This is a genomic window from Cytobacillus sp. FSL K6-0129, assembly GCF_038007625.1.
Lineage (GTDB): Bacteria > Bacillota > Bacilli > Bacillales > Cytobacillaceae > Cytobacillus > Cytobacillus kochii.
Window position 1 is genome coordinate 3,575,164 of sequence record NZ_JBBOXM010000001.1, and the last position, 23,210, is coordinate 3,598,373.

A 23,210-nucleotide genomic window follows, 5' to 3' on the forward strand; every position below is an offset into this window, starting at 1 on the left:
CGGTAGGGGTGAACACTCACGATAAAGAGATAACTGAGTTGAAGGGGGATATCAAATCATTAGAAAACAGAGTGAATATCCTTGAAAGAAAATCGGACTTGCATGGTGAAAAAATCGATGCAATTGATAAAAAGCTAGAAAAAATTGAAGACAATACAACATGGATTAAGCGCGCCTTAATAGGTGCGATTATTACAGCGATTAGCACCGGCTTAATTGGCGGAGCAATCGCTCTTTTTTATAATGTGATAGGAGGATGAATAGATTGAAAATGGACAAAGGGACAATCATTAGAACAGCAGTATTATTGGTGGCAATCATTAATCAATTCTTGGTAGCAACAGGGTTGAATCCAATCCCCGGTAGCGAACAATTGTGGGGGGAAGTTTTAAGCACGGCATTTACTGGCGCGGCCGCAACGTGGGCATGGTTTAAAAACAACTATGTAACTGCAAAAGGTAAGCGTCAGAAAGCTGCTTTAAAAATGAAAGGCTTGACTAAATAAGATTAAGGCTGTCCAATCGGGCAGTCTTTGTTCTTTATAAAATAATAAAAAGGAGTGTTAAATTAAATGGTTAAAATTTATATTGATCCAGGTCATGGTGGGACTGATCCAGGTGCTGTAGGTAATGGTTTACAAGAAAAAGCGTTAACTTTGCAGATTGCTCAAAGGGTAAGAGAATTGTTGAGTAATTATAATAATGTGGAAGTAAGGATGAGTCGTACTGGTGACCAAACTCGTTCATTGTCTGACCGTACTAATGATGCCAATTCATGGGGAGCTGATTACTTTATGTCCATCCACATTAATGCTGGTGGCGGTACAGGATATGAAGATTTTATTTACCCGGGTGTAGGCGCTCCTACGACAACATACCAAAACTTAATCCACGAAGAAATTATGAAGCTAGTCAACTTCTCTGATCGTGGTAAAAAATCAGCAAATTTTCACGTGTTAAGAGAAACAGCCATGCCAGCTATTCTTACTGAGAATGGTTTTATTGACAACGTTAATGATGCTAATAAATTGAGACAAGCTTCATTTATTCAATCAATTGCTCAAGGTCATGTGAATGGTCTGGTGAGAGCTTTTGGATTACAGAGAAAAGCAGCTGCATCTAAACCATCTACTCCTTCAAGCTCTTTAGTGCATACAGTTGTAAAAGGTGATACATTCTGGTCATTATCTCAAAAATACGGCACTACTGTGGCAAATCTAAAGAAATTAAATCCTAGTGTTAAGGAAGATGCTTTAAAGATCGGTAGCAAACTGAACATTACTGCTGGTGCAAATTACCATAAGGTGGTTAGAGGTGATACTGTTTCTGGACTTGCTAAAGAGCATGGTAGTACGATTAAGCAGATTCGCGATTGGAATAAGTTAGATGCCAAGTATACAATTTATGTTGGTCAAAATTTAAGAGTGAAGTAATAATAAAAAGCCCTTCATTTTGAAGGGCTTTTTAAAGAAATAATCTAATAATAGTAACAGTAGCACCGATTGTAGTTAATCCAGTTGCGATAATCCATTTCACTAAACTTCTTTGAGATTTATCAATCATATTTTCCACTTTTGTTTGATCAGGTATTTCATTTGATTTTATTACTTCGTTTATTATTACTTTGACATCATTCTCTGAAGGTAACGGTTTAATTGAATCTTGTATAGTTTGGGTAAGGGTTGCTTGTAGTTGTAAAATATCAGCTTTTGTTACAATTCCATCAAATTTCATTTTTGTTGTTAATGTATCTTCCTTCACGCTTTCTAATTGTTCTTGAATTTTTTTAGTATTGAACTCAAGGTTTTCAACACGTCTTTCCAAGTCTCCCATCCCATCATCACCTCCACCGTTGCTGTTACGCCCTTTTTTCGTTGTATCTTGAACAGTACCCTCAACAGTATCTAAAGAGAACGAATAGTTCTTTTTTGTCCCTCTTTTTAATCTTATGCTCGTTTCATTGAAAATGCCACCGATAACCTTTTCTTCATCTAATAATTTTAAATGTTGCGGGTCTATCTGAGAAATTTTTTCTTGTGGTAAGTCCTTGATATCAATAGAATTATCATTTCCAACTCTTAAAATATCCATACTTTTTTCCATAAGTCATCACCTATTGTCCAGATGGAAGTACTGGTATCATCAATTTACTTGTAGTTTGGTCGTTGATTGTTACTCTAAATGTATGAATTCCTTCTTGTTTGAAAAGAATATTGTTGAACTTTAGATTAACAGCACCACTAGCAAGAGGATCTGATTCATCCGGCGGTGTAAAGTCGAAATCAAGGACTTCTTCAATTAGGTTAGAGCCAGTTGGTTGCGTAATCTCAATCTTAAGTTTATATTGTACTTTTACTTTTAAATCAAACATTGAAAACGCAAGAACAAATGAAAAATTACCTGGAACAGAATAAGGCGTTATTACATTATATGGTTTTCTTAACGTGACATCACCACGATCATTAAATACTTCTTCACATACAACTATATACCCAACTTTAGCCAATTTCATTAACCCCTTAAAGTGTATATTCTTTTTATACAATTTTAAGATTAATTGTGGAATTCTGCAACAAAATAGTAAAAACTTTCATAAAAATATCTTAAAAAGATAAAATCAATATCCTATCTCAATCGAGGGGCTTTCTTGCTTTTAAAAATTCTACTATTTCAACAAGAGTAATACCAATCGCCTTTGCTTCCTCAATCAATTCAACCCACTCATCATCTAACTTTATGACACATCCCTCCTTTTTATTTAAATTCTATAAATAGGTCCAAAGTCCTTCTTTGCAAAAAAATAACCCTTCTCATTATGAGAGGGTGTTACATTTTTGAATGAAGTTCACTATTAATAAGTCTTTTTGATTCTGCAATAGTCTCTTTAAATGATACTCCTGTACATTTAATTTCAACTTCTCCTCTTTTGGCAGTCACTGTTACTGTATTTTTATCTGCATATATATGATAAGTAACGCCATCCTCAATAAATCCTAATGGCTCATATTTCATTAAAACATACCTCTTTCCTATAATATGTAATTATATTAACAAAAAATAGGTAAATAAGTCCTGTTATTTGCTCAGGTAAAAGTTCAATAGCTCCTCGCACTTATTCCTGATGCGTGGATTAAAATAATTATGCTGCTCATCGTATCCTTTATATTGAAATTCATACATAGTAAACGATTCATCATGTCCAATTTGCTTCACTCTCATATTCCCTTTTTTCATCTTTTGTTTTACTTCTTTAAGATCTGATTGGACTTTCTTTATTGTATTTTCCATCAAGGTAATATAAGGTTGCTTAATTTTAAATGGGGAATTTTCAATGACTTGTAAATCTCTTTCTAGAATTATAATTACCATTGGCAAGTAGATAGCTTGCTCAAGTACATCTCGATCAGCTTCATTAATTCTAGTCATAATTTTAAACCCTTTCGATTGATATCACTTCGTTAATGTGGAATTTTAAAGTTTTTAAATCGTTCGTTTCCAAGTGAATGTACATATTAATATGATCAATTTTATAGACTATGCCCTCGTAAGTTTTTGTGAATCCATCTTTCCAAATGGTCATTTTGATTGTAAGGGTGTAGTTTAATGATTCCATGGTTATTATCTGTATTTCTTGAAGTTCTTGCTCATCTAATTCTGGCTTTTTTACTTTTTCATATTCTTTTGGTATCTGCTTAAGTAATTCAGTATGTTCGCTCATAAAGAACCCTTGCCATTTCATTTTTCCGCGGTCACGAATCATAAACTACATCTCCTTTTTTAATATTATATGCGAACTTTTGTTCTTAATTCAATTGAAATCGAACAAAAGTTCGTATAAAATAATGGTAAGGGAGGGCTAATCGATGAAAGGTTTACTTATTAGAGGAGTTAACAATAAAGAGGAATTAGAAATGATTTATCTGGATAACAAGGGAGATATCAGCCAGAGAAGAATTAAAATTTTGTCCGTTTACGAAGATTACTTTCGTGCATATTGTTTTTCCAAGCGACAGCAGCGCACTTTCAAGGTAAGTAATGTCTTATCGATTGGTCCAGTCAGGAAAGTAAGAAGAGGAGCTTAATCATGGGAGTGAAAATGCCAAAAAAGTCAAAACCACAAAGACCTTCAAGGGATGAATTTGAATTAGAAGAGTTGGGAAATGCAGTAGTTGAGGCACATAGGGAGAAAACTGAAGTCTTAATATTTTTGTGGCAAAGAGAGCCTATCCAAGGGAAAATCGTTAAATTAGATGGTCAATCACAATTAATACATATTGAAAGTAATTATGAAACGATTAGAGTGAAATTTATAGATATATTAGCCATACAGAGCGCACCTCAATAGGAGGGCGCTTTTTTATTCGACTAGATCACCCCAAAGATTTTCTACAGTTTCATCCAATACCCTAGCTATCCTAATAGCCGCAGTTAAGGTTGGTAAAGATTTGCCGTTTACAATTAAACTTAGTGCACTTTTAGATATCTTTGCGTTTTCTGCTATGAAACTTTGTTTTAAACCAGATGCTTTGATTTTTGATTTTAGTTTGGTTTCCATCAAACATCACCTAGTTTTATTATTCGATAAATAAACATTTTGTCCTCTTAAATTTTTTTTGAATAGGACAAAAACGCATTATCATACGCTATATCATTCGGCAAGGTATTCGTTTTCAAATTCGGTTGGCGCACATTAATACGAACTAATGGACAATAGAAGTCAAAAAGGCTGATGCAGTCCTAACTCGTGGCGTTTACCTTGCAACTATTACTACGTAATACAAAAGGAGATGGTGGTGTGATTTTCGAAATTGTATCGACCACTTTAATGGGGAGTTTAGCAGGTTACTCATACCTCAAAAAATCCGGTCTTAGTAATGATGCTGACAAGATACAAAGGATATTTAACAACGCTTGTCTTTCAATCAGGGAAGAAGGGAAAGTGAAAACAATTCGTCTTCAAAAGAAAAGAAAAATTGATGGAGGGATGGAGTATATTTATCAGCTGCCACTTGGAATGTCTTCAAAAGATGTAATGGATAAGGCGCATGTATTAGAGGATGGTTTGAATATTAAAGATAATTCGATTGATTACTCCTTTACTGATTTGCTTTCCCTTAAGTTCAATAAAGACATTATTAAACAGATCAAAAATCTAGGTGAAAAGTCAAAAAGGAAAAAGGAAATCGAAATATCGTTTGATGGCATGTTGCGTATTAAAGTTTATAACCAAGGGCTTGCAGAAAAGTATTTATGGGATGAAACCCATCTAAAGAAAAATACTTGGTCCATACCAGTAGGCCATACAAGAACATCAATAATACATCACAATTTTGATAAAGATAAACACCTTATCATTGCTGGCGCCACAGGTTTTGGAAAGAGTGTGTTTCTAAAACTGGCAGTCACATCACTTATAGCACAACAACCAAAACACACGCATTTACACCTTATAGATTTAAAAGGTGGCTCAGCATTCCAACGATTCAAAAATCTGAAACAAACGGATAATTTCGCACGTGATCCAGATGAAGCTAAACGGATGTTACTAACCATTGACGAACAGATGACCAAGGACTACCAATCTATAGTAGATAAAGGATACGAAGATGTAACAGAGGCAGACATCAAGGAACGACACTTTATCTTCATTGATGAAGCAGCAGACTTAACTGATCATCCTGTTGCCATGGATGTAATAACAAGTATCGCTCGTAAGGGGAGGGGAGCAGGTTATTATTTGATTTATGCCACACAATATCCTAGTGCACAATCTATTCCACAACAAACAAAACGTAATATACCAATTCGACTTTGCTATGTACTAGATGATGCTACAGCATCGAATACAGCACTTGGTCAGACAGGTGCGGAACAATTACCGATGATACCAGGTAGAGGCCTTTATAAAAATGTAAAGACTAATACCATTCAAACACCATTCATCAGTAATGAAGAGATAGCTAGACAGATTTCGCCACATGTGGCGAAGGAGGTTATTAATTTTGAAGAACCATCAAAGGATAGAACAGATACTTTTAAGCTTGAAGAAATGTGATTATCTCACTCGGGAGCAATTGCAACGAATGCATAAACTTGGCCAAGATCGCAACGCTCAAAAAATTTTAAGAAGTATGAATCAATATTTATCTCATTTTTCGGATGATAGAAAGAAAGTTTATTATTTAAATGCATCAGGACGTGAATTTGTTCAAGCTGATAAAGTAAGAAAGAAAACAACACAAGTTAATCACTTTCTAATGCGTAATGACCTATACATTTCACTCGGTAGACCTACCACATGGAGCAATGAAGTCAAAATAACCCTCAACAACATTTCCCTCATATCTGACGCAGCTTATATACTTAATAAAATTCACCACTTTGTAGAAATCGATAATAAACAATCCATGCAAAAGAATGTACAAAAGATAAAAAAATACAGAAAGTTATCTACATTTAATCCACAATTTCAATTAGTTTGGGTGACGACTACTTTATATAGAAGAAACAGGTTAGAAAAGCTATGTGAAGGTATGAATTTTAAAATCTACTTATGGGAGGATTTAAAATGAAAACTCAAACTATGTCTGTTAGTGAATTTATGTCTGGTTCTTATAAAAAGAAAGAGAATAAGAGCAATTGGAAAGGGGTTAGAAGAATAGGTACTTCAATTGCTGTACCTTTAATCATGGCAAAGCCTGCGTTTGCTGCATCACCAGAAGCAATACCAGTGGGTGCCACTGAGTATCTTGGAGATAAGTCACTTGAGATTTTGGCACACGCATTAGATCCATTAGTTGATTTGATGGTTGCCTTAAGTTTTCCGATTTCTTCAGTTGTTGTAATTGGTTCATGTTTCTTCTTTATGTTAGGTAAAAGTGATAGGGCGTGGACTGGTATTCAGAATGGAGCGCTTGGGTATGTGCTTATACAAATTATGCCGATGTTGTTGAAAGTTTTGAAGGAAGTTGGGAGCGCGATATAAACTAAATTTTTCACATAGGTGCCTAATAGGTGCCTACTTTGATATTCCTCTGTATCTTCCAGTGAATAAATAGTTATAAATGTTCTTATAAATGAGCCTATATAATAGAAGGAAATAGTTAAGGATTTTCTAAAATTCCCTCATAACAAATGGGCGGCATGATGTAATCTAGCTTTTAAAAGCTTGTTATATCAACGTTCACACCATCGGCACCATTAAATAGGTGCCATATTGATAGAATATCAGAGGCTTCTCATTAGTTCTCCGAACTTTTGCGAAGCCTCTTTTTTTCGGTCTTTTGTTATATGCAAATATACTTGAGTTGTCGTTGAATCTTCTGTATGACCTAAACGGTCCATGATCTGAAGTAACTCAACTCCAGCCTCAGCTAAAAGAGATGTATGGGTATGTCTTAATGAGTGCGGGTAAAGGGAGATACTTTCTGTGTTTATCTAAAAAATACGGTACTACTGTAGTGAACTTAAAGAAGTAAAATCAGAATGTTAAGGAAGAAGCTTTAAAAATTAGTAGCAAACTAAACATTACAGCAGGTGCAAAGTATCATAAGGTCGTAAAAGGTGATACAATAGCTGCACCTGCTAAGAAATATGGCAGTACAATTAAGCAAATTCGCGAATGGAATAAAATAGACTCAAGTATACGATTTATGTTGGTCAGAATTTAAGAGTGAAGTAACAACAAAGCCCTCTCATTCAAGGGGAGCATTTTAACTAAAGCACCTAAGCTTAAGTGCATTTCTTCACAAAGATATCCTTTTACAGTCCATTTAATACAGGAATGCTGCTACTTTAGCAACATAATAAAAGGAGTTCTCCTTTTATTAACGGACAACTCCTCGATTAACTAGTGGCAACTATCAACTAAGTCGAGTTACTTCAATTCTAAATCCCATCGTTCTTCCACGATTCTTTGCCCCCACAATAATTGTTCCTCTTTTGTCTTAGTGATTTTAAATCCAAATTTAGCATATAATCGTCTAGCCACTGGCAAACTACTTACTGTCCATAAATACACTCTTTCATATTGTTGCTCTTTGCAGTATTTAAGTAATGTTTGAACTAATTTTGTTCCTATTCCTTTTCCACGAATGGATGGATCGACAATGAACCACCTTAACAAAGCTGTTGTTTCATTATCCTCGACTAATCCCACACAACCTGCAAATTTTCCGTTATCCTCTGCAATCCAAATTTTTTTAATTTTCCCCTCAAAGGAATGGTGTAGATAATCTGAAAAGGTTTCATCAAACCCAAAAGTCTCACTATAAAATGCTCTTTGCCTTTCAATAATAGTTTCTTTGTCTTCCTCTGTATATTCATCTCGGATAGAAATTTCGGATTTATATTGATTAATAATCTCCGATAAAATCATTTCAATTATTCTCATTGATTCTATGAGGTTCTGCTGTTTTTTCGGTTCTATATTTTTTAGAAGAGATTTGACCTGTTGTTCGGCTTTCATTTCTAGTTCATGGTAAATTATCTGCCCTTTTTCGGTTAAATGAATATAATATGTACGCCCATCATTCTTCCCTTTCTGCTTAAAGATTATCTCTAGTTCTTCGTAACGTTTTAGAATTCTACTTACATATCCACGATCTAAATCCAGTTCTTCTTGCAAAAACTTTGCTGTACAATTACTTGTACTATTAATTTCAAATAATATCCTTGTTTCAGTTAATGAAAAAGGACTATCGTATACTTGCTGGTTCAGCAAACCAAGAACTTTTGTATAAAACCGATTAAATTTTCTAACTTCAGATACGATTGGAACAGTAGCTTGCATAATATGAACAACCCCCTTTATTAAAATGATTGACTTTAGCAACTATAATAAAAATGATAACGCAATATGATTGCTTTAGTCAACTATTGAATTGTGTTTATTAGTATTTTTATGTGAAGTATTTCACTTAAATAAAACTGTTCCGTTTAACAAAAAATAAGTCTCGTTTAGTTATTTGCTAAGTAAAAGCTGAAAAGTTCCTCACATTTATTCCTAATCCTAGGATTAAAATAATTATGCTAATCATAATATCCTTTATATTGAAACTCATACATAGTTAACGATTCATCATGTCCAATTTGGTTTACTCTCATATTTCCTTTTCTCAATTTATCTTTTACTTCTTTCAGATCACGCTGAACCTTCTTAATTTAATCTAAAACAAGGACTTTTCAATGATCTTTAAATCTCTTTCAAAGATAATAATAATCATTGGTAAGTATATAGTTGCTCAAGAAAATCACGATCAGCTTCATTAATCCTAGTCATGTTGTTAAACCCTTTCGACTGATATCACTTCATCAATATGAAATTTTAAGATTTTTAAATCGTTCGTTTTTAAGTAAAGGTACATATTAATATGATCAATTTTACCGACAATGCCTTCATAAGGTTTTGTGAATCCATCAACCCAAAAGGTCATTTTGATTGTAAGGGTGTAGTTTAATGATTCCATCGTTATTATCTGTATTTCTTGAAGTTCTTGCTTATCTAATTCCGGCCTTTTTACTTTTCATATTTGGCTGGTATCTGCTTAAGTAATTCGGTATGTTCACTCATAAAGAATCCTTGCCATTTCATTTTTCAGCAGAGGACATATTAAGATATGTAAATTCTTATCGATTTGTCCAGTTAGGAACGTAAAGAGCGAAGCTTAAACATGGGAGTGAAAATGCCAAAAAAGTCAAAGTCACTACGACCTTCAATGGATGAATTTGAATTAGAAGAGCTGGGAAATGGAGTAGTTGAGGAGCATAGGGTAAAAGCTGTGGTATTAATATTGTTGTGGCAAAGAGATCCTGTACAAGGGGAAATTGTTAAGCTTGATGGCCAATCTCATATGAAATCGCTATTGATAGTCTGATACAGTAAAGTAGGAAACGTCGTATAAAAAGCACCATTTAAGGTGCTAAAAAACCCTTGCTTTAAATTTACTTGGATTCGAAATCTTAATTGAAAGTACCTCCCCGCAATCTAAGCAGAATGTATAAATTTTTTCAGAACCAATTGTATACTTTTTAACTAGTGGTCGGATATTTATGTAGTCACTTCCTTGGGCAAATGATGTTCCTTCACATTGAGCACATTTTTTGTCTGGTGGATTCATTTTTTATCACCTCTTTATAAATAGTTACGATTGTATTTATAGAAAGGTTTCAAGTAAACAGAAGATATACAGATAGTTAATTAAATAAGTTGAAGAGTTGTAACGTTTGCTTTGCCGTAATTCCGGTACAAAAAGGTTATGTGAGTGGGGAAGAAGGAAGAACAAGCATATGAAAAGTAATTAAGACCACTTTTAAAAAGGTGGTCTTAATTTATTATTATCTAAGTCAACTATATTAAAAGAAAGGAGGACCAAGGCGAACAATGTTCAAGTTGCGATCAGTTATACTAATATCACCTGTTAACTCAGTAACAACCAAAGATATATTGTCTAACGGCTCAATTTGTATTGTAGTACTTCCTGTTGGACTGTCTGGACCTAAGACTATTGTGGAGCCTGGTACAATACTACCGTTAACAGATAATTGTAAAGTTGCTGATCCGGTTCCTTGCGAGACTACATTTGCTGTTGCTTCATAAGCACCAAACACATTAGCGAATATCGTATCAGTACTACTACCAGTATTATACTGAGCTCGTGTTGTATCAAAAGTAACTAGTTGATCAATATTTGATAGAGACAATGGTGAAGTACCATATAATGTACCGTATGCGATTGTCTGTCTAAGCGCTTCATATACAAATTGAAAAACTAGCCCAGGATCAATTGGTCCTGGTGGTCCTTCAGGCCCAGTGGCTCCAGTGGTACCAGTAGCCCCTAAACCAGTAGTGCCAGTAACTCCGGTAGCGCCCGTAATGCCAAGTCCAGTAGCCCCAGTGATACCAGTAGTTCCCGTGACTCCGGTAGCACCCGTAATGCCAAGTCCAGTAGCCCCAGTGATACCAGTAATTCCCGTGACTCCGGTAGCGCCCGTAATGCCAAGTCCAGTAGCCCCAGTGATACCAGTAAATCCCGTAACTCCGGTAGCGCCCGTAATGCCAAGTCCAGTAGCCCCAGTGATACCAGTAGTTCCCGTAACGCCAGTAGCGCCCGTAATGCCAAGTCCAGTAGATCCAGTGATACCAGTAACGCCAGTAACTCCGGTAGGACCAGTAATCCCAAGTCCGGTAGAACCAGTTACACCAGTTGGCCCAGTAGCGCCGGTCGTTCCTTTGATTATAATTGGTTGACAACATGTTTTTTGACATGGTTTATATCTTTTATTTTGCTGGTGACATCTCCTTTTTTTAGATAATATTGAGATCACCCCTTACTATATAGGTTAATACTATAAGATATAATCAAAAAGATAATCTGTTTGTGCTAATATCACGATATAGGTACAAAGTTTTCATATCATTCTCGTTAGGTAAAAGTAGAATAGACTGTACTTAAAATGTTGTACTGTTTAAGGTATGAACGGAGGTTGGAAGTGAGATTTAAATAAATGACCATTTTTTACTACTTTTAACATATCAAAGGAAGTAAATATAAAGTTTAAATTGTATTAAAAATCAAATGCAGTGAAATATAATATTTTATTAAACGATAACGCACAGGTGAAATGATTTAATCTGCCCTCAAACTTGGTAAATAAGGTTTCGTAAGTATGATACGATTGCATGCTAACAATAAGGATTAAGGCTCTTCAAAGGTTCACTGGACTTTTAGGAGGCTCTTTTTCATTTCTTGTTGATCAACTTGTCAGTATTTCTTATAGCCTCAATAATCCTCCTAAGTTTATTAAGCATTTTTGTAGCATCAGAACAAGTTCTTCTTTTTACTCCAACATTTTTCTTCAGCAATCCGGTAAGGTGAAATCGGAATTTTTTTATAATCGTCCAATTGGTTAAAGTGCAAAAAAATAATCTCGACATGAATTGAGCAATACATATACCTAAAAAGATGAGTGAGTGTCTTTATCATAAGAGTTGTTTTTATAGAATAATGTAAAAACTGTAAATTTTATTAATGAAATGCCGATAAGTAATATAAAGGCTTCTGAATATGCAGCTTAATATGTAGAAAATAATAAATTGAGTGCAAAAATGCCAATAAATACTTGGATGTTCTAAAAGTGGATATTAGTATAATAGAAAAGCATTATTGCATTAGTTATTAGAGAGAGATAGGGGGAAATATTTATGAAAAAATTAAGCTGTTTACTTGTACTATTGGTGATTTTCCTTGTTGCCTGTTCGAATGAATCAGCAGAAGGTGAAAAATCAACAGATCAAAAGCAAGAAGAAAAAGAAGGAGCAGTAAACGTCGATAAAGGTCTCTTAAATGTGGAATTAACACTACCAGCTTCTTTTTTTGAAGGAGAAGATATAGACACAGTTATTGCTGAAGCTAAAAAAGAAGGAGTAAGTGAAGTCACAAAAAATGAAGATGGATCTCTCACTTATAAAATGCCTAAATCTGAACATAAAAAAATGATGACAGAAATGGGAACATCTATCACAGATTCAATAGAAGAAATGAAAAGTAGCGAAGATTATGTCTCAATCAAGGATGTTACTCATAATAAATCATTCACAGAGTTTACTTTATTGGTAGATAAAGAATCTTATGAAAATAGCATGGATGGATTTGCTATATTTGGTTTAGGTTTACAAGGTTCTATGTATCAAATGTTTAATGGAGCGAATCCAGAAGATTATAAGGTAACGGTATCTGTGAAAGATGAAGTAACAGAAGAGGTTTTCGATGAAGTTATTTATCCTGATGCTTTAGAAGAAATGGGAGAAACAGAAGAAGGAACAGAGTAGAACCCTGGCCTTAAGTCAGTTTCGTTTTTTATGTTTTATGGAATAGGGTGTTTTTCATTCAAGAGGAGGAAGAAATTTGAACAACAGTTTCAAACTACTTATTTTAGGATTAATAATGGTCGTTTTTCTCGCGGCCTGTGGGCAGGATACAAAAGATACAGAAGTGAACGAAGAGAATCAACAAGGTGAAACTGCACAACCAGAAGAAGTAGAGAAAGAAGAAGAGCCAAAATCAAAACTTGGTTCACGAACAAATCCTGTACCTTTCCAGAAAACGGCTACAGTAGATGATGAGTTGTATGATGATGAAGGTAATACGTACGCAATTAAATTTGATTTAACAGTAAAAGATGTTATTCGCGGGGATGAAGCCTACCAAAAATTAAAATCCATGAATGAGTACAATGAAGCGGCCCCAGAAGGATATGAATGGGTATTAGCCGAAACCAAAGTGAAATTTGTTGAATCTGAAACAGAAGACTTATCCTTCTATATTGATGGGATCATGAACTTTGAAATGGTAAGTGAGAGCGGAGATATTTATAGTGGGGATGTTTATGGAACAACGGAACCGGATTTTAGCTTCGAGATGTATGTGGGGAACGAAAAAGAAGGTTATATATCTGGTTTAGTGAAAACAGGAGAAAATGCGCAACTTCGCTATGAAGAAATGTTAGGCGGACAGGTTTTCTTTAATTTACAGTAACTTAAAGTAGGGAAAATTGAATAAATAATTAGAGGTTATCGGGCGTTGTACAAACAGCTTGGAGACCTCTTTTTATTTTACAAGGTATAATTTATTTCCACAGGTAAACTAGGATTAAATATATTCGGTGCTATTGAGAAGGGCTTTTGTTAATGTGGAAGATAAGGTTTTAGGGGGCAGTTTTAAATTTAAATTAAATCGTCTTTGTTAAAACACAGAAGCATCCTTTTTAATCTCTAGGAGGCTTCTGAAGTAGTAATATTTATTTTTGTTTTCTTTGTAATCCAATTACAACTAAATATCCTGTTACGACAATAATAATACCTCGCAGGAAATTACCTAAAATAAGTCCTATTGAACCACTGTCTTGGTTTTCTACAAATCTACTTAGATAGTAAAATACTATGGTTGCAATAATAAAGTAAATTAAATACCCTAAATATCTCATTTTGTTATATCAATCCATCCGTTATTTTTATACCAATCTCTTCCATCGATAAATCTAGCTATTGCTGTCCCAGGATCGCCATAGTTTTATGCAAATCCAATAGCAGAACCGATTACTGTTGCAATAGCAACTCCTCTTATTGATTTAATCTTAAGTTTTTTAGCCTGGGCTATAGCAACTCTAGAAAGCCCTTCTTTAGCTTTCTTCATACCCTTCTTTTTAATGTAATTTTTAAGTGCTGATATACCTCCGCCAACTACCCCAGCTATTGCTAAGTTAAAGGCTGCCCCTGCAACATATATACCAACAGCAACTTTTCCTTTTTTCTTTTTTGCTGCATAAACAGTATCTGCACCAAAAAGGACATTTTTCACTGTAGAGACAAAAGCAATTTCTTCACCTTCTAATACTTCTGCATAATTCTCTTCTAACTGGATTTGAGTCGCTTCTAAATCATTAAATGTTTCAGAATTTCCATCAAAGAGACCTATTAGTGCCTCTTCTAATAGGTCTACTTCTTCTGTTCCAGAAATGGCTGCTGTTTCTTTAGCGAGTACTAAGAATTTGTCTTTTTCATTCGCGTCCATTTTGGATATATCTAATTCATCAACAGCTGCTTCAAAATCAAAATCATCATTTAAAATCTCTTCATTAAATTCTTCTGAACCTTCTCCTGTATACAGTCCTAAATCTTCAAGTTCATTATCACTTAACTTATCTAAATCTTCAAATGTTATATTTTCAAGCGTTCCCTTATCATAGAAATCCCACTTTTGGTATTTAATTACATATAGAACTATATATTCCAACTATGGATCTGTCAATAAAAATTTGAATATTATTCCAAATTAAAAGTTTTTATAATATGTAGAACTTAATTTACTGTACTTATAATAGTTTATATGTGAGTATTTTGTAGTCTTTCAATCTTTTTAATTTTATTCCCTCCTTAAAGCAATATATTGCTCCTTTTTTAATGGTTTTGATATTCCTAGGATTTTCTTTTACCCTCGAGATTATGTTTGATATTTCGATAAGCTTCCACATCAATATTTGAGATGAACTTCTCTTATCACATACATAAAAAAATGGTGCTTTTAATAATAACCCTTTATTATCCTACATCAATCCTTCGTTATATATCTTCAAATGGGATTTTCTGTATAAAATTACATACAAAACATTCAGAAAACACAGTCATAAAAAGCAATTATTGTTGTATTTTTTCGTTGGAAAAGATTTTAAACTTAGTTTAAGAAAGCGATTTCATTTAGGAGTTTAATGGAAAGGGTGGTTCTAGTTTATGAGTTTTAATAATGGAAATTGGACATCAGAATCGATTCATTCACTAGTGGATGCAGAGCAGGGGAAAATCGATCCACGTATTTATACGGATCAGGAGTTATATGAGTTGGAATTGGAGCGGGTTTTTGGTCGCTCGTGGTTGCTTCTTGGTCATGAGAGTCATGTGCCTAAGAAGGGAGATTATTTAACTACTTATATGGGAGAAGATCCTGTTGTGATGGTACGTCAGAGGGATGGCAGTATTAAGGTGTTTCATAATCAGTGTCGACATCGGGGGATGAGGATTTGCCGGGCTGATTGTGGGAATGCGAAGGCGTTCACTTGTACGTATCATGGTTGGGCATATGACACAGCTGGCAAATTAGTGAATGTGCCATTTGAAGAAGAGGCGTTTCCTTCTGATTTTAAGAAAGAAGATTGGGGGCCGTTGCAGGCGCGTGTGGAGATATATAAAGGATTAGTATTTGCCAATTGGGACCCAGAGGCACCGGATTTGTTGACATATTTAAGTGATGCCACACCATATATGGATACGATGCTGGACCGCTCTGAGGCAGGTACAGAGGTTATTGGTACGATGCAAAAGTGGGTGATTCCTTGTAATTGGAAGTTTGCGGCAGAGCAATTTGCAGGTGATATGTACCATGCGGCTACAACTTCTCATTTGGCAGCAGTAGTAGCAGGGTTGCCGGAAGATCAAGATTTGTCTGTTTTTCAACCACATATGAAAGGTCACCAGTTTCTTTCTGAATGGGGCGGTCATGGTTGTGGATTCTATCTTGATACAGCAAGAGGTTCGGTGCGTGTCGGTCCATTAGTAGATAAGTATTATAGTGAAGGTCCGGCATTTGAAAAGGCAAAAGAGCGATTAGAATCTAAAATGCCTTATCACAGAATGGGTGCAAGTCATATGACAATCTTCCCGAACTGTTCATTCCTTCCTTATGGAATGAATACTGTCCGCACATGGCATCCAAAAGGTCCGAATCAAATTGAAGTCTGGGCATTTGTCATTGTTGATAAAGATGCACCGCAGGAAATTAAGGATGAACTGGCTAGACAAAATGTCCGCACATTCAGTGCCGGTGGTGTATATGAGCAAGATGATGGAGAGAACTGGGTGGAGATTCAAAACGCTCTTCGTGGCTATAAGTCAAAAACAGCTCCACTAGCTATGCAAATGGGGTTAAATGTACAAGGGAAAAATAATCCGGAATTTCCTGGTCAAACATCCTATGTATTTTCAGAAGATGTGGCGAGAGGGTTTTATTCTCATTGGGTCCGTATGATGTCTGAGTCAAGTTGGGATACATTGAGACCGCAGCCGGCCACAACCGCAACTGTTAAGTGAGGAGTGTTTAGTCAAACAAAGGAGGGTGAAAGAGGATGGAAGTAAAAGAGCTGGTTAAGCCGTTTAAATGGGCAGACAGTAGCCCAAGTTTGGAACTGCAGCATGAAATTGAACAGTTTTATTACAAGGAAGCACAGCTACTAGACCATTCGGAGTTTGAGGCGTGGTTAGGGTTAATGGATAAAGATATTCATTATTGGATGCCGATTCGCATGAACCGTTTAGGTAGAGAAATGGCTCAGGAGTATACGGCTATAGGACAAGGTGGGCATTACGACGATACTTATGAAACGATGCGCGGACGTATTCGGGCAAGAGTATCTGGGGTGAACTGGGCAGAGAATCCAGTATCGCGCACAAGGCATCTCATTTCGAATGTGATGATTAATGAGACGGAGGAGCCAAACACGTATGAAGTCGTGTCATCCTTTATCGTGTATCGTAATCGTTCTGAAAACCAGGCAGATATATTTCCAGGAGAGCGCAGGGATGTGCTGAGACGTTCAGAGGGAGGATTAGGTTTTAAAATAGCCCGCCGCACGATTTTAATCGATCAGAGTACACTTTTGTCAAATAACTTATCTGTCTTTTTTTGACATATAAGAAAGTATAAAATTTTTTAGTGGGTTTTCAGATCTAGCTCCAGGCGCCATCGGCTCTATGGCCTAAGCCAATCCGCAGGAAAGGTTAAGGAACAACCTTTCCGCCGGCTCATCTTATGCTTGTCGGCGATTACGGGCGCCTTGCGCTTTTCTAAAAACATGATTAACAAGGAAAGGGGATGTATGGAATGAAATATACAAAGGTTTGCACCTTGTCTGATTTACCAGATGATGAGGGATTAAAAGTAGTGGAAGGGGATACGGCTGTAGCAGTGTTTAATGTGAATGGTAAAGTACTTGCCACACAGGATCGCTGTTCTCATGCCAAATGGTCACTGTCCGAGGGCGGTTATTTAGATGGAGATGTCATCGTTTGTTCACTGCATATGGGGAAGTTTTGCGCTCATACGGGGGCAGTAAAGATGGCTCCACCTTGGAAACCTTTGAAGAAATATCCGGTAAAGGTTGAGGGGGAGGATGTATTTGTGGCATTTGAGGATGGTTACTTTGAAGCAGAACAAAGTAAGAGCAAAGTAATGGATGGTTGACTTATTTTCACGAGTGGGGAGCTACAATGATGAAATTGACAAATGAAGTGGCCTTTATCACAGGCGGAGCGTCCGGTGTTGGCCGGGCGATTGTAGAACGTTTCGTGTCTGAAGGTGCGAAGGTAGCAATATTTGATAAGTCAGTGGATCGTCTAAAAGAGCTTGAGCAGACATTTGGCGATGATGTCATGGGCATTGTTGGAGATGTTCGACAGCTGAGTGATTTGAAGTCAGCGGTCAATCAGTGTAGCGAACATTTTGGCAAAATTGACACCCTCATTGCAAATGTAGGCATTTGGGATTACAATATGGCACTTGTCGATCTTCCAGAAGATAAATTAGATCAAGCATTTGATGAATTATTTCATGTCAATGTGAAGGGATATTTATTAGCAGCTAAAGCCTGTCTTCCACAACTGGCTGAAACTAGAGGGAATATGATCTTTACTGTTTCCAATGCTGGGTTTTATACAAATGGTGGAGGACCGCTTTACACTTCCACAAAACATGCGGTGGTTGGGTTAATCCGCCAGTTGGCCTTTGAGTTGGCTCCTTATGTTCGTGTGAATGGAATTGCGATTGGCGGTGCCATGACAGATTTAAGAGGACCTGCTTCATTAGAAATGGATAGCCGCTCTGTCACAAGCATGTATAAGGAATGGTATGAGGACGAAGATTTGGAAGCAGGTAAAGAGAATATCGCAGCAGCATCTCCAGTCGGCCGTATTTTGCAAGGAGAAGATTATGCAGGTTCTTATGTGTTTTTTGCCTCTCGAGATGACAATATTCCCGCTACAGGCACTGTATTGAATTTTGATGGGGGTTGGGGAATACGCGGGATTCGTAGAAAAACAGGTAGTGAGGGTCTGTTGGAGAAATTAAAGGTTAAAGCTTTTGAAGGATTATAAATGAACGTTCGAGTAAGCGGATCATTGGTGGGCTCAGAGCAATAGAAACCCCAACTTAGCTAAGTTATTTGACTATAGTGTTTTACCTGTTTTGCTTAGGCTCACTAGTCATTAATCGACAGATACTTCCAAAAGAAGTAGAATAATTGTAAAATACTAATTTTTCGGGTAACTAATTCAACTAGTAACTTTCTTAAGTGGGTGAGTATATTGCAAAATAAGGTTCATTATCCTGAAGCTTTAGAGGCATTTGTACAAATGTCTTCAAATTTTGGCAACTTTAACTACACGGAGAAGGAATTCGAATCAGGATTGCCACAAATGCTTTTGAATTGCTTAGATAGAGTGTTAACAGAAAAAAATCATTTACAAGCTGCTGTAGATTTTAATAATGAAGCCATTGGACACTTCCTAAATGGTGTTGGCGAAGCACGATTGGCTGATGTATGTTATCAACTTACCAATAATCCTATTATTCTTGAAGATTTAGGATTTAATTACCTATATTCAGTCGGGTTAGATGCAGAACTGGCTAAACAATATAGTAATCAATTAAAGACCATTGTGAAAAACAATCAGAATAAAGCTATGCAGACGAAATTGAATGAACTGATAGACAATCAGCAAGTAGTCGAAATGGAGCAATCTAATCAACATAAGAGATTAATAGCACCGATGATTTCAAAGGGGAAGGTGGTAGGATATTGCTCCTTTATTAAGCCTTCTTTTACTGAACTCGATTGGTTGAAAATGAAACAAATGCATTTGGTTGGGTCAGTAAGTAACTACAATAAGGAGTCCATTTTAGATACAGAGCTTAGGTTAAACATTAAAGGTGGACTGTTAGAAGACATGATTCATAATCGTCTAAATCCTGTCGTGTTGTTCAAAAGGGCAAGACATATTGGCGTAGATTTAGGGAAAGAGTATCAATTTCTCGTTTTAAAAGTGGATGCAGATTTTTATCCGAGTGAAAAGGAACCAATTGGTGCAATGAATCTGATTGAAGTTTTCTCAAGATATTTTATGGAACGTAATCTGAATATTCTCATATCGGAGGGTGCACAAAACATTGCCGCTTTGTTACCTATAGATATGTTCTCGAAGCATTTTATAAACGTCGATGAATTTATACGGAAATTACTTCATTTTCTTAAAGAGAAATATCCTCAAAATCCTTTTAAAATAGGCATAAGTTCAAAAGCAACATCGCTTGAAGATATTCCTATTCTATACAATGAAGCACTCATTTCATTGAATGTGAATAATCAACAAAAAGACATCATGTACTTCGATGATTTGGGTGCTGTAGGGATATTATTTCGTACAGGCAAAAATGAAGATATCCGACATTTCTGTAACAAGATGTTGTCAAAGTTAGTTGAGTACGATCGCGGGAAAGAATCAGAACTTACCAAAACATTATACATCTATATTAAAAATGGACAAAATATGTGTAAAACAGCAAAAATCATGAATTTATCACTAGGTGGTTTACGTTATCGTATACAAAAAATCGGAAAAATTTTAGAAGCAGATATTAATGATCTCCAAACAAGTAGTCAGCTTTTCTTAGCATTGCAGGCAAGCATTATTTTAGGAGATCTACATTTTGAATAATCATTGGCGGGTTGATATGTGCCTGCCGTGATATGAACAGTAAAACATAAGAGGTGGGAGTTATGGCTGAAATAGTAGCAGGAGTAGCAATGTCACATAGCCCAATGATCATGACAAATGAAGCTGGCGGTGGTGAAAAAGGACAACGCTTTCTAAATACCGTTACTGAGATGAAACAATGGCTTAAGGATATGGGGACAGATGTGATTGTGCTTATATCTGATGATCACTTTAATAGTTACTTTTATGATCACATGCCCTCCTTCACGATTGGAGTTGATCGCTGTGAAGGATGGGGAGATTGGGAAATTCCTGAATATCAAATTCCAGTCGAGAAAGAGTTAGCGAAGCATGTACTTGATACAGGATTGGGTAATAATGTAGACTTTGCTTTTTCCATGAGAATGAAAGTGGATCATGGTCATACGCAAGCAGTCCACTTTTTAAACGATGATTTAAATATTCCAGTTGTGCCGATTGCGGTGAATACAGCTGCCCCTCCACTTCCGACAATGGATCGGTGCTTCCAAGTCGGAGAAGTGGTTCGTGAGGCAATTGAAACATGGGAAAGTGATAAAAAAGTAGCGATTGTGGCATCAGGCGGCATTTCTCATTGGGTGCCGATTCCGAAGATTGATAGTGAAAAACCTGAGGATCAAGAGCTAATTAAAGTTCTGACAAATGGTCGTCAGCAGATTGAAGAGCTGGATGAATATTTAAACACGCGTAAAACACGTGTGACAAGCTTGAAATCTGGACCGGTCAATGAAGAGTGGGATCGTAAATTTTTACGAAACATTAGAGAGAAAGATTATCAGGCACTTAGACAATGGTCTCCAGATTATATAGAAGAAAATGGGGGAAATGGCGGCCAGGAGATACATAATTGGCTTGTGCTGCTTGGAATTTTGCAAGAGTTTGAACCAGAGGTTGCCTGTTATGAACCCATCCCTGAGTGGGTGACAGGAATGGGTGTTGTTAAGTTCCATAAAGTATAAAGGAGGATGTTCAGATGACAATTTGGAATGATTTAGCCGATTTAGCTTTTAAAAATTATTATGTCGATGCTAATGGAATAAGAACGAGAGTGCTAGAAGCAGGAACTGGTGAACCACTTATTTTGCTTCATGGTACAGGTGGTCATATAGAAGCCTATGCTCGGAATATTAGAGGATTAAGTGAGCACTTCCGCGTCATTTGTATTGATATGCTTGGGCATGGATACACGGAGAAGCCTAACCACCCATATGGAATTGATAGCTATAGTGATCATCTATTAGGAGTGATTCAAGCTTTAGATTTGAGGGAAGTCTATTTATCTGGTGAATCCCTAGGCGGATGGGTTGCAGCCTGGTTTGCAGCCCATCACCCTGGCATTGCTAAAGCTTTAGTATTAAATACGCCTGGAAATGTGAATAACAAAGCCGAAGTGATGAAAAAACTGAAGGAATCTACCGTTAAGGCGGTGCTAGAAGCAAACTATGAAAATGTGAAAACGCGGCTTGAATGGCTAATGTATGATAAGAGTCAAGTGACGGATGAGCTGATAGAGGCACGATACAACATCTATACCCAACCATCCTATCAAAAGGCAGTTGATCATATTGTCGCCTTACAAGAAATAGAATTTAGACAAAAATATAGCTGGGACCCCTCTTGGTGTGGAAAGATTGATGTGCCAACCTTATTAGCATGGACCGACCATGACCCAACTTCAACTGTTGAGGAAGCTATGCCGATTCAAGAGATGATACCCGGAAGTGAATTAATCGTTATTAACGACGCGGGCCATTGGCCGCAATGGGAAAAGGTTGATGCGTTCAATAAGGTCATTATTGACTTTTTTAGCAAAATACCTGTGAAGTAAGTTTGTATTGTCTTACCTGACTTTGATAGTACAAGTGTAAAAATGTACTATCAAAGTTTTTTTGATATTCACAAGAAAGGGAGTTTAATCATTTGAGTAATCAAAAGACGATTAGTATACAGCAAATATACGAGCATTTACTTCATGCTGAACAAACGAAAACAGCGATTAAGCCACTAACTAATCAATATCCTAACCTAACTATTCACGATGCATATCAAGTCCAACTAAGAGCAATTGAACAGAAAGTGAAAGACGGTCATAAAGTTGTTGGTAAAAAGATTGGTTTAACATCCTTTGCGATGCAAGAACTTTTAGGAGTCGATCAACCTGATTACGGTCACTTATTAGATAGTATGAGCATACCCAACAAGGGATCAATCGATATCGATTCACTTTTCGAACCAAAAGTTGAAGGGGAAATTGCATTTGTACTTAATAAGGATTTAAAAGGCCCACATGTGACAGCCGAGGAAGTTTTATCCGCAACTGAATATATTATTCCTTCATTAGAAATTGTAGATAGCCGTATTCACAATTGGGAAATCAAATTAGAAGACACTGTTTCTGATAATGCATCTTGTGGGCTTTATGTATTAGGAGATGAGAAATTTAATGTTAGTGGTTTGGAGCTAAATAAAATCGAAATGAGCCTTTATAAAAATGGTGAATTATCGAATAAGGGAACAGGTGCAGATGTCTTAGGCCATCCAGCTGCATGTGTAGCATGGTTAGCGAATAAGTTATTTGAATATGATGTTGTTTTAAAAGCGGGAGAAGTAATTTTATCAGGTGCCTTATCCGCAGCAGTCGTTGCGCAAAAAGGAGATGTGTTTACTGCGGAATTCAGTAAGCTAGGAAAGGTGGAAATTGTTTTTCGTTAAAGGTACATACAAATAATCTATTATGCACCCTTATGAAGTATCAGTCTGATTACTCCATAAGGGTTTTTTGCACTTTAATAGAATGGATATGGTTCTTTTGTTCATAATAAAGGAATAAATAACCATTTTAGGTTACGTTTTAT

29 protein-coding genes and 2 pseudogenes are annotated in these 23,210 nt (G+C 36.1%); 19 read left to right on the top strand and 12 right to left on the bottom strand.

Annotated elements, in window-relative coordinates:
• The first annotated feature begins 8 nt into the window (after positions 1-8).
• The 3 genes from MHI57_RS18135 to MHI57_RS18145 all read left to right on the top strand — a co-directional run bounded on the left by MHI57_RS18135 (position 9) and on the right by MHI57_RS18145 (position 1,432).
• Positions 9-260, top strand: coding sequence for a hemolysin XhlA family protein (locus MHI57_RS18135; RefSeq protein ID WP_340977610.1), 252 nt, complete (start codon positions 9-11; stop codon positions 258-260).
• An 11-nt stretch (positions 261-271) separates the two neighbouring features.
• Positions 272-505, top strand: a complete 234-nt coding sequence (locus tag MHI57_RS18140; protein WP_340978652.1) for a phage holin — start codon at positions 272-274, stop codon at positions 503-505.
• Positions 506-571: 66 nt separating this feature from the next.
• Positions 572-1,432, top strand: coding sequence for an N-acetylmuramoyl-L-alanine amidase (locus MHI57_RS18145; RefSeq protein ID WP_340977611.1), 861 nt, complete (start codon positions 572-574; stop codon positions 1,430-1,432).
• A 31-nt stretch (positions 1,433-1,463) separates the two neighbouring features.
• Here the strand turns inward: MHI57_RS18145 and MHI57_RS18150 are convergent, their stop codons facing one another.
• The 6 genes from MHI57_RS18150 to MHI57_RS18175 form a co-directional block, all read right to left on the bottom strand.
• Positions 1,464-2,102 (bottom strand): hypothetical protein, encoded by a 639-nt coding sequence (locus tag MHI57_RS18150; RefSeq protein WP_340977612.1) that lies wholly within the window; start codon positions 2,100-2,102, stop codon positions 1,464-1,466.
• 10 nt (positions 2,103-2,112) lie between these two features.
• On the bottom strand, positions 2,113-2,505 hold the full coding sequence (locus MHI57_RS18155; RefSeq protein ID WP_340977614.1) for a DUF6941 family protein: 393 nt from the start codon (positions 2,503-2,505) through the stop codon (positions 2,113-2,115).
• Positions 2,506-2,629: 124 nt separating this feature from the next.
• Complete coding sequence (sinI, locus tag MHI57_RS18160; RefSeq protein WP_340978654.1) at positions 2,630-2,737, bottom strand: DNA-binding anti-repressor SinI; 108 nt, start codon at positions 2,735-2,737, stop codon at positions 2,630-2,632.
• Positions 2,738-2,825: 88 nt separating this feature from the next.
• Entirely contained in the window at positions 2,826-3,011 is a 186-nt protein-coding gene (locus tag MHI57_RS18165) for a hypothetical protein (RefSeq protein WP_340977615.1), read from the bottom strand.
• A gap of 63 nt (positions 3,012-3,074) precedes the next feature.
• Positions 3,075-3,425, bottom strand: coding sequence for a hypothetical protein (locus MHI57_RS18170; RefSeq protein WP_340977617.1), 351 nt, complete (start codon positions 3,423-3,425; stop codon positions 3,075-3,077).
• A 4-nt stretch (positions 3,426-3,429) separates the two neighbouring features.
• A complete protein-coding gene (locus MHI57_RS18175) occupies positions 3,430-3,759 on the bottom strand; it encodes a YolD-like family protein (RefSeq protein ID WP_340977619.1) in 330 nt (109 codons plus the stop codon).
• Between the two features lie 103 nt (positions 3,760-3,862).
• Here MHI57_RS18175 and MHI57_RS18180 point away from each other — a divergent pair, with 103 nt between their 5' ends.
• The gene (locus tag MHI57_RS18180; RefSeq protein WP_095371134.1) at positions 3,863-4,081 is read left to right on the top strand and encodes a hypothetical protein; all 219 of its coding nucleotides are present in this window, start codon (positions 3,863-3,865) and stop codon (positions 4,079-4,081) included.
• 2 nt (positions 4,082-4,083) lie between these two features.
• Positions 4,084-4,344: a YolD-like family protein gene (locus MHI57_RS18185; protein WP_340977621.1), complete on the top strand. Its 261-nt coding sequence runs from the start codon at positions 4,084-4,086 to the stop codon at positions 4,342-4,344.
• A 12-nt stretch (positions 4,345-4,356) separates the two neighbouring features.
• Here the strand turns inward: MHI57_RS18185 and MHI57_RS18190 are convergent, their stop codons facing one another.
• On the bottom strand, positions 4,357-4,554 hold the full coding sequence (locus MHI57_RS18190) for a helix-turn-helix transcriptional regulator (RefSeq protein ID WP_322910522.1): 198 nt from the start codon (positions 4,552-4,554) through the stop codon (positions 4,357-4,359).
• 240 nt (positions 4,555-4,794) lie between these two features.
• Between MHI57_RS18190 and MHI57_RS18195 the strand changes: the two genes are divergently transcribed.
• From MHI57_RS18195 to MHI57_RS18205, 3 genes are read left to right on the top strand one after another with little or no spacing between them, the layout of a single operon-like run.
• The gene (locus tag MHI57_RS18195; protein WP_340977624.1) at positions 4,795-6,054 is read left to right on the top strand and encodes an FtsK/SpoIIIE domain-containing protein; all 1,260 of its coding nucleotides are present in this window, start codon (positions 4,795-4,797) and stop codon (positions 6,052-6,054) included.
• Positions 6,002-6,571, top strand: coding sequence for a replication-relaxation family protein (locus MHI57_RS18200; protein ID WP_340977626.1), 570 nt, complete (start codon positions 6,002-6,004; stop codon positions 6,569-6,571). Before MHI57_RS18195 ends, MHI57_RS18200 begins: the two co-directional genes overlap by 53 nt.
• Complete coding sequence (locus tag MHI57_RS18205; protein ID WP_340977628.1) at positions 6,568-6,984, top strand: hypothetical protein; 417 nt, start codon at positions 6,568-6,570, stop codon at positions 6,982-6,984. The genes MHI57_RS18200 and MHI57_RS18205 overlap by 4 nt, the downstream gene beginning before the upstream one ends.
• 242 nt (positions 6,985-7,226) lie before the next feature.
• On the opposite strand, the pseudogene MHI57_RS18210 reads toward MHI57_RS18205, so the two are convergent.
• The 3 genes and pseudogenes from MHI57_RS18210 to MHI57_RS18225 form a co-directional block, all read right to left on the bottom strand.
• A pseudogene (locus tag MHI57_RS18210) lies at positions 7,227-7,415 on the bottom strand (tyrosine-type recombinase/integrase); the annotation flags it as partial.
• Between the two features lie 460 nt (positions 7,416-7,875).
• Positions 7,876-8,790, bottom strand: a complete 915-nt coding sequence (locus tag MHI57_RS18220; protein ID WP_307318802.1) for a bifunctional helix-turn-helix transcriptional regulator/GNAT family N-acetyltransferase — start codon at positions 8,788-8,790, stop codon at positions 7,876-7,878.
• A gap of 493 nt (positions 8,791-9,283) precedes the next feature.
• Positions 9,284-9,511, bottom strand: a pseudogene (locus tag MHI57_RS18225) (YolD-like family protein); the annotation flags it as partial.
• A gap of 171 nt (positions 9,512-9,682) precedes the next feature.
• On the opposite strand from MHI57_RS18225, the gene MHI57_RS18230 reads away from it, so the two are divergent.
• On the top strand, positions 9,683-9,874 hold the full coding sequence (locus tag MHI57_RS18230; protein WP_307318800.1) for a hypothetical protein: 192 nt from the start codon (positions 9,683-9,685) through the stop codon (positions 9,872-9,874).
• A gap of 478 nt (positions 9,875-10,352) precedes the next feature.
• On the opposite strand, the gene MHI57_RS18235 is transcribed toward MHI57_RS18230, so the two are convergent.
• Positions 10,353-11,324 (bottom strand): hypothetical protein, encoded by a 972-nt coding sequence (locus MHI57_RS18235; protein WP_340977629.1) that lies wholly within the window; start codon positions 11,322-11,324, stop codon positions 10,353-10,355.
• Between the two features lie 877 nt (positions 11,325-12,201).
• Between MHI57_RS18235 and MHI57_RS18240 the strand changes: the two genes are divergently transcribed.
• On the top strand, positions 12,202-12,828 hold the full coding sequence (locus tag MHI57_RS18240; protein ID WP_322910517.1) for a hypothetical protein: 627 nt from the start codon (positions 12,202-12,204) through the stop codon (positions 12,826-12,828).
• Positions 12,829-12,904: 76 nt separating this feature from the next.
• A complete protein-coding gene (locus MHI57_RS18245; RefSeq protein WP_322910516.1) occupies positions 12,905-13,534 on the top strand; it encodes a hypothetical protein in 630 nt (209 codons plus the stop codon).
• A gap of 534 nt (positions 13,535-14,068) precedes the next feature.
• Here MHI57_RS18245 and MHI57_RS18250 read toward each other — a convergent pair.
• A complete protein-coding gene (locus MHI57_RS18250) occupies positions 14,069-14,791 on the bottom strand; it encodes a hypothetical protein (RefSeq protein WP_340977632.1) in 723 nt (240 codons plus the stop codon).
• 494 nt (positions 14,792-15,285) lie between these two features.
• Between MHI57_RS18250 and MHI57_RS18255 the strand changes: the two genes are divergently transcribed.
• The 8 genes from MHI57_RS18255 to MHI57_RS18290 all read left to right on the top strand — a co-directional run bounded on the left by MHI57_RS18255 (position 15,286) and on the right by MHI57_RS18290 (position 23,067).
• The gene (locus MHI57_RS18255) at positions 15,286-16,638 is read left to right on the top strand and encodes an aromatic ring-hydroxylating dioxygenase subunit alpha (RefSeq protein ID WP_289432755.1); all 1,353 of its coding nucleotides are present in this window, start codon (positions 15,286-15,288) and stop codon (positions 16,636-16,638) included.
• 35 nt (positions 16,639-16,673) lie between these two features.
• Entirely contained in the window at positions 16,674-17,234 is a 561-nt protein-coding gene (locus tag MHI57_RS18260) for an aromatic-ring-hydroxylating dioxygenase subunit beta (protein ID WP_263624426.1), read from the top strand.
• Positions 17,235-17,428: 194 nt separating this feature from the next.
• Positions 17,429-17,788, top strand: coding sequence for a non-heme iron oxygenase ferredoxin subunit (locus MHI57_RS18265; protein ID WP_095370776.1), 360 nt, complete (start codon positions 17,429-17,431; stop codon positions 17,786-17,788).
• A gap of 26 nt (positions 17,789-17,814) precedes the next feature.
• Positions 17,815-18,696: a 3-(cis-5,6-dihydroxycyclohexa-1,3-dien-1-yl)propanoate dehydrogenase gene (gene hcaB / locus MHI57_RS18270; RefSeq protein WP_218971976.1), complete on the top strand. Its 882-nt coding sequence runs from the start codon at positions 17,815-17,817 to the stop codon at positions 18,694-18,696.
• Positions 18,697-18,906: 210 nt separating this feature from the next.
• Positions 18,907-20,316, top strand: coding sequence for a PucR family transcriptional regulator (locus MHI57_RS18275; RefSeq protein WP_340977639.1), 1,410 nt, complete (start codon positions 18,907-18,909; stop codon positions 20,314-20,316).
• 62 nt (positions 20,317-20,378) lie between these two features.
• The gene (locus MHI57_RS18280; RefSeq protein WP_322910512.1) at positions 20,379-21,314 is read left to right on the top strand and encodes a hypothetical protein; all 936 of its coding nucleotides are present in this window, start codon (positions 20,379-20,381) and stop codon (positions 21,312-21,314) included.
• A gap of 14 nt (positions 21,315-21,328) precedes the next feature.
• Positions 21,329-22,183, top strand: coding sequence for an alpha/beta fold hydrolase (locus tag MHI57_RS18285; RefSeq protein WP_095370773.1), 855 nt, complete (start codon positions 21,329-21,331; stop codon positions 22,181-22,183).
• Positions 22,184-22,275: 92 nt separating this feature from the next.
• On the top strand, positions 22,276-23,067 hold the full coding sequence (locus MHI57_RS18290; RefSeq protein WP_340977643.1) for a 2-keto-4-pentenoate hydratase: 792 nt from the start codon (positions 22,276-22,278) through the stop codon (positions 23,065-23,067).
• Positions 23,068-23,210 lie beyond the last annotated feature (143 nt).

Bases quoted from the DNA above. Each gene is read 5' to 3' on its own strand.
- MHI57_RS18220 (WP_307318802.1), bottom strand. From the start codon at position 8,790: ATGCAAGCTACTGTTCCAATCGTATCTGAAGTTAGAAAATTTAATCGG.
- MHI57_RS18230 (WP_307318800.1), top strand. From the start codon at position 9,683: ATGCCAAAAAAGTCAAAGTCACTACGACCTTCAATGGATGAATTTGAA.
- MHI57_RS18140 (WP_340978652.1), top strand. From the start codon at position 272: ATGGACAAAGGGACAATCATTAGAACAGCAGTATTATTGGTGGCAATC.
- MHI57_RS18170 (WP_340977617.1), bottom strand. From the start codon at position 3,425: ATGACTAGAATTAATGAAGCTGATCGAGATGTACTTGAGCAAGCTATC.
- MHI57_RS18260 (WP_263624426.1), top strand. From the start codon at position 16,674: ATGGAAGTAAAAGAGCTGGTTAAGCCGTTTAAATGGGCAGACAGTAGC.
- MHI57_RS18175 (WP_340977619.1), bottom strand. From the start codon at position 3,759: ATGATTCGTGACCGCGGAAAAATGAAATGGCAAGGGTTCTTTATGAGC.
- MHI57_RS18190 (WP_322910522.1), bottom strand. From the start codon at position 4,554: ATGGAAACCAAACTAAAATCAAAAATCAAAGCATCTGGTTTAAAACAA.
- MHI57_RS18205 (WP_340977628.1), top strand. From the start codon at position 6,568: ATGAAAACTCAAACTATGTCTGTTAGTGAATTTATGTCTGGTTCTTAT.
- MHI57_RS18180 (WP_095371134.1), top strand. From the start codon at position 3,863: ATGAAAGGTTTACTTATTAGAGGAGTTAACAATAAAGAGGAATTAGAA.
- MHI57_RS18165 (WP_340977615.1), bottom strand. From the start codon at position 3,011: ATGAAATATGAGCCATTAGGATTTATTGAGGATGGCGTTACTTATCAT.
- hcaB (WP_218971976.1), top strand. From the start codon at position 17,815: ATGATGAAATTGACAAATGAAGTGGCCTTTATCACAGGCGGAGCGTCC.
- MHI57_RS18255 (WP_289432755.1), top strand. From the start codon at position 15,286: ATGAGTTTTAATAATGGAAATTGGACATCAGAATCGATTCATTCACTA.
- MHI57_RS18150 (WP_340977612.1), bottom strand. From the start codon at position 2,102: ATGGAAAAAAGTATGGATATTTTAAGAGTTGGAAATGATAATTCTATT.
- MHI57_RS18145 (WP_340977611.1), top strand. From the start codon at position 572: ATGGTTAAAATTTATATTGATCCAGGTCATGGTGGGACTGATCCAGGT.
- MHI57_RS18240 (WP_322910517.1), top strand. From the start codon at position 12,202: ATGAAAAAATTAAGCTGTTTACTTGTACTATTGGTGATTTTCCTTGTT.
- MHI57_RS18265 (WP_095370776.1), top strand. From the start codon at position 17,429: ATGAAATATACAAAGGTTTGCACCTTGTCTGATTTACCAGATGATGAG.
- MHI57_RS18185 (WP_340977621.1), top strand. From the start codon at position 4,084: ATGGGAGTGAAAATGCCAAAAAAGTCAAAACCACAAAGACCTTCAAGG.
- MHI57_RS18280 (WP_322910512.1), top strand. From the start codon at position 20,379: ATGGCTGAAATAGTAGCAGGAGTAGCAATGTCACATAGCCCAATGATC.
- MHI57_RS18285 (WP_095370773.1), top strand. From the start codon at position 21,329: ATGACAATTTGGAATGATTTAGCCGATTTAGCTTTTAAAAATTATTAT.